General features: G+C 71.2%; 5 protein-coding genes and 1 pseudogene. 3 read left to right on the forward strand and 3 right to left on the reverse strand.

From position 1 onward, the window contains the following. Positions 1-355 (forward strand): annotated as a pseudogene (locus tag VFM98_RS17885) (Ni,Fe-hydrogenase III large subunit); the annotation flags it as partial. Continuing rightward, positions 355-870, forward strand: coding sequence for an NADH-quinone oxidoreductase subunit B family protein (locus VFM98_RS17890; RefSeq protein WP_325111256.1), 516 nt, complete (start codon positions 355-357; stop codon positions 868-870). The pseudogene VFM98_RS17885 and the gene VFM98_RS17890, both read left to right, overlap by 1 nt. A gap of 1 nt (position 871) precedes the next feature. Here VFM98_RS17890 and VFM98_RS17895 read toward each other — a convergent pair whose 3' ends face one another. The 3 genes from VFM98_RS17895 to VFM98_RS17905 are packed head-to-tail and all read right to left on the reverse strand — an operon-like array spanning position 872 to position 2,948. After that, the gene (locus VFM98_RS17895; RefSeq protein ID WP_325111257.1) at positions 872-1,081 is read right to left on the reverse strand and encodes a hypothetical protein; all 210 of its coding nucleotides are present in this window, start codon (positions 1,079-1,081) and stop codon (positions 872-874) included. Positions 1,082-1,104: 23 nt separating this feature from the next. Beyond that, positions 1,105-1,962, reverse strand: a complete 858-nt coding sequence (locus VFM98_RS17900; protein ID WP_325111258.1) for an N-formylglutamate amidohydrolase — start codon at positions 1,960-1,962, stop codon at positions 1,105-1,107. Positions 1,963-1,964: 2 nt separating this feature from the next. Further along, entirely contained in the window at positions 1,965-2,948 is a 984-nt protein-coding gene (locus VFM98_RS17905) for a tripartite tricarboxylate transporter substrate binding protein BugE (protein ID WP_325111259.1), read from the reverse strand. Between the two features lie 99 nt (positions 2,949-3,047). Between VFM98_RS17905 and VFM98_RS17910 the strand changes: the two genes are divergently transcribed. Then, a partial coding sequence (locus tag VFM98_RS17910) for a LysR family transcriptional regulator (RefSeq protein WP_325111260.1) occupies positions 3,048-3,789 on the forward strand: 742 nt, incomplete at its 3' end.

Consider the following 3,789-nt stretch of genomic DNA (forward strand, 5'->3'; position numbering starts at 1 on the left):
CGTGCAGCGCAGCGGCGACGTCGCGGCGCGGGTGGCCGTGCGCTTCCAGGAAACGATCGAGTCGCTGCGGCTGATCCGCCTGATGTGCGACGGCCTGCCGGAAGGCCTCGCGCGCATCGAGCTCGCGCCGCCGACGGGGCCCGGCTTCGGCGCCGGCTGGGTGGAAGGCTGGCGCGGCGAAGTGTTGGTGGCGCTGGAGCTCGGCCCCGGCGGGGAAGTGCAGCGCTGCCACTGCCACGACCCTTCCTGGCAGAACTGGCCGGTGCTGGAGCACGCGGTGATCGGCAACATCGTTCCCGACTTCCCGCTGATCAACAAGTCCTTCAACCTCAGTTATTCGGGGCACGACCTCTGATGTGGAAGATCCTGCGCCAGATCGCCAGGGCCGGCATTCCCTCCGAGCCGCCGCCCTTCGCCGCCGAGGCGGGCGAGGACGCGGAGATCATGCACATCCGCCGCGAGATCCTCGACATCCTGGGCCAGGCGCTCGCGATCCGCGAGGTCGACGCAGGCTCGTGCAACGGCTGCGAGCTGGAGGTCAACGCGCTCACCAACCCCTACTACAACCTGGAGGGACTGGGCATCAAGTTCGTGGCGAGCCCCCGCCATGCCGACATGCTGCTGGTGACGGGGCCGGTGACGCGCAACATGGAAACGGCCCTGCGCCGCACCTACGAGGCCACGCCCGAGCCGCGGCTGGTGGTGGCAGTGGGCGACTGCGCGTGCGACGGCGGGATCTTCGGCGAGAGCTACGCCAGCTGCGGCGGCGTGACGAAGGTGGTGCCGGTGGACGTGATGGTCCCGGGGTGCCCGCCGGCGCCGCTGGAGATCATGCGCGGGATCCTGATGGCGGTGCGGCGGAGGAGATGACCTAGTCGTCGTCCCCGTCCGGCAGCACTGCGCCCGCGGCCGCCCCGACGGCCTTGCCCGTCAGCTTCACCGTGCCCACGGCGGCATCCACCGCCAGGCTGCCGGCGGTGACGGCCAGGCCGGCGGCGGCGCCGGCAACGGTGATCACGGTGCAGCCCGAGAGCAGGGCGGCGGCCAGGCCCGCGAGAGCGATGCGGAAGAAATACTGCATCCGCGCAGCTTAACGCCGCTGCCTCAGCCGGCCCGGTCCTTTACATACGCCGCCAGTCGGGCGACGACGCCCGCGAGATCTTTTTGCACCTGGGCGAAGCCGGCGTTGCGCTCGCGCGTCGCCTCGTCCATGTAGAGCGGCCGCCGGATCTCCACCTGCAGGCTGTGGCGGTTGCGCTGCGGGTTGCCGATGCGAGCGATCAGCTGCACGCCCTTGTACGGGTCGTTGCGCGCGACCGTGTAGCCGCACGCGCGCAGCTCGCGCTCGACCAGGTCCACCAGGCCGCGCTCGCAGGTGCTGCCGTCGCGGTCCCCCAGCACGAAGTCGGCCAGCGGGTGCGGCGGCGTCATGCCCAGCCGCTCGTAGGCATCGTTGGGCATGGAGTGCAGGTTGAGGTGCCAGACACCGCCGAAGCGCTCCACGCACTGGTCGATCGCGGCCGACAGCGCCGCGTGGTACGGGCGGTAGTAGCTGTCGATGCGGTTGCGGACTTCGGCGACCGACAGCGCCCGGTCGTAGATCGGCCGCCCCTGGCCGATGTTGCGCCACACCAGGCCGTAGCCCAGGCGCGTCTTCTCGCTCGGCGCCAGCGGCTCGGGCCAGGGCTCGTCGAACAGCTGCGGATCCAGGTCCTCCAGCGTGCGGTTGGCATCGATGTAGGTGCGCGGGAAGTGCGCGGCCAGCAGCGTGCCGCCGGCGGCGGGCACGGCCTCCCACAGGGCTTCGACGTGCGTGTCCTCGCCGCGCCGCAGCAGCTCGCGCGGCACGGCGGGGCGGAAGTCCTCGGGGTACTCGGTGCCGCTGTGCGGCGAGTCGCACACCAGCGCCACCGGCGGCGCGCTGGGCAGGCTCAGGGTGAAGGGCGCGAAGGCGGCCGCCATGCTCACTGCGCCTGGATGTTGGCCATCTTCGCCACGCGCTGGTAGCGGTCGATCGCCTGCTGGATCTGGCGGCCGAAGTCCGCCGGCGTGCCGGGGATCAGCGTCGCGCCCAGTTCGTCGACGCGCTTCTGGAAGTCCGGGTTCTTCATGGCCTTGTGGAAGGCGGCATTGAGCTTCGCCACCACCTCGGGCGGGGTGCCCGCGGGCGCCACCACGCCGAACCAGCCGCCGCCGCCCATCTGCGGGAAGCCCAGCTCGCCGTAGGTGGGCACGTCGGGCAGCGCGGGCGAGCGCTTTTCCGACAGCACCGCCAGCGCGCGCAGCTTGCCGGCCTTGATGTGCGGCAGCGCCGAAGGCAGGTTGTCGGTGATCGCGTCCACCTGGCCGGCCAGCGCGTCGTTCATGGCCTGGCCGCCGCCCTTGTAGGGCACGTGCAGCAGCTGGATCTGCGCCAGCGCCATGAAGTGCTCGATGTTGGCGTGGCCCAGCGAGCCCGTGCCGGGCGTGCCGAAGCTGTACTTGCCGGGCGTGGCCTTGGCCTGCGCCAGGAACTCCTGCATCGTCCTGGCGGGCACCTTGTTCGGATTGACCGCAAACACGCTGGGCGTGGTGGCGACGTTGGTGACGGGCGCGAAGTCCTTCACCGGGTCGTACTTCAGGCGGCTGCCGTAGACGGCGGGGTTGGCGCCGTGGGTGCTGACCGTGGCCATGCCCAGGGTGTAGCCGTCGGCCCTGGACTTGGCGACGTACTCCATGCCCAGCGAACCGCCGGCACCGGCCTTGTTCTCCACCACGATGGTCTGGCCCAGCTCGCGGGCGCCGAACTCTGCCAGCAGGCGGGCGGCGATGTCGGTGGAACCGCCGGGCGCGAAGGGCACCACCAGCTTGACCGGCTGGCTCGGGTAGGAGGCCTGGGCGCTGGCGCTGCCCAGGGCGAGTGCGGCGGCCGCGCCGGCCACGGCCTTGAGGAAGTTGCGGGTGTTCATGCGGGAAGCTGAGTTGGTATCGGGGACGAGGGTAGGGTTGCGCGGCGGCGCGCACAAACGACTTTTTCGCCGCAGGTGATGACATGATGTAATCGCCCCATGGCGATCCGCAGCCCTTCGCTGGTGGAGCTGCATGCGTTCCTGGCGGTCGCGCGCAGCGGCAGTTTCCGCAAGGCCGCCGAGGCCCTCAACGTGACGCAGGCCGCGGTCAGCCGCGCCGTGCTGCGGCTGGAGGAGGAGCTCGGGGTCGACGTGCTGGAGCGCTCCGGCGCCGGCGTGGCGCTCACCGCCACCGGCGCCGAACTGCGCCGCCGCATCGAGAAGCCGCTGGCCGCCCTCGAGGAGGCGGCGCTGCACGTGCGCCGCGAGGCCGAGCGCATGCGGCTGCGCCTGTCGGTGGTGACGAGCCTGGGCAACCTGTGGCTGATGCCGCGGCTGGAGGACTTCCGCTCGCGCCATCCGGGCATAGAGATCGAATTCCGGCCGTACCAGCGGGAAGAGGATTTCCTGCGCGAGGACGTCGACCTGTGGATCGTTCTGAAGCGCAAGCCGCGCCAGCAGTGGCCGCGGCAGATCGCCGCCGAATACCTGGTGGGGCGCGACATCGTGGCGGTGTGCACGCCGCAGCGCGCCCGGGCGATCCGCGGCAGCGAGCAACTCGTGCGCCAGCCGCTGCTGTACCACTCGCAGTTCCCCGAGAACTGGACCCTGTGGGCCGAAGCCACGGGCGTGACGCTGCCCGTGCACCGGCGCGGCACCGGCTTCGACCTGGTGATCAACCTGGTGGAGGCGGCGCGCGCCGGCATGGGCGTGGCCGTGGTGCAGAAGTGCATGGTGGAGG

It is taken from the genome of Ramlibacter sp., from assembly GCF_035706265.1.
GTDB lineage: Bacteria > Pseudomonadota > Gammaproteobacteria > Burkholderiales > Burkholderiaceae_C > Ramlibacter.

Coding starts and splice junctions, on each gene's coding strand:
- VFM98_RS17905 (WP_325111259.1), bottom strand. CDS start 2,948: ATGAACACCCGCAACTTCCTCAAGGCCGTGGCCGGCGCGGCCGCCGCA.
- VFM98_RS17900 (WP_325111258.1), bottom strand. CDS start 1,962: ATGGCGGCCGCCTTCGCGCCCTTCACCCTGAGCCTGCCCAGCGCGCCG.
- VFM98_RS17895 (WP_325111257.1), bottom strand. CDS start 1,081: ATGCAGTATTTCTTCCGCATCGCTCTCGCGGGCCTGGCCGCCGCCCTG.
- VFM98_RS17890 (WP_325111256.1), top strand. CDS start 355: ATGTGGAAGATCCTGCGCCAGATCGCCAGGGCCGGCATTCCCTCCGAG.